Source organism: Pseudomonas sp. SIMBA_068 (assembly GCF_046534705.1).
In the GTDB taxonomy this organism is placed as follows: Bacteria; Pseudomonadota; Gammaproteobacteria; order Pseudomonadales; family Pseudomonadaceae; genus Aquipseudomonas; species Aquipseudomonas putida.
The window spans coordinates 1-266 of sequence record NZ_JAWRYI010000675.1 but is presented as its reverse complement, the minus strand read 5'-3'; the positions used below and the strand labels follow the sequence as shown (position 1 = coordinate 266).

The 266-nt window shown below is 70.3% G+C and carries 1 protein-coding gene; it reads right to left on the bottom strand.

The window, feature by feature from the left end:
* Positions 1-266 (bottom strand): enoyl-CoA hydratase/isomerase family protein (locus tag SB756_RS30945; RefSeq protein ID WP_410913351.1); only part of this gene is annotated, 266 nt, incomplete at both ends.

The window sequence follows — 266 nt, the reverse complement described above, 5'->3', positions numbered from 1 at the left end:
CGACGTTCAACCGAAGCTTGCAGCGCCTCGGCGCCGTCCTGGCTACGGCCACACAGCAGGCCGGCGTGGCGCTCGGCTTCCAGCTGTTCGGCCAGGGTGCGCCGGGCGCCATCGCGTATAAGCCGCTTGGTTTGCGCGTAGGCGAATGTCGGGCCGTTGGCCAGGCGCCCGGCCAGTTCGGCGGCTACGGCGGGCAGTTGTTCGTCAGGGCACACTTCGCTGACCAGCCCGGCTGCCAGGGCGCGTTCGGCGCCCCACAGTTCATC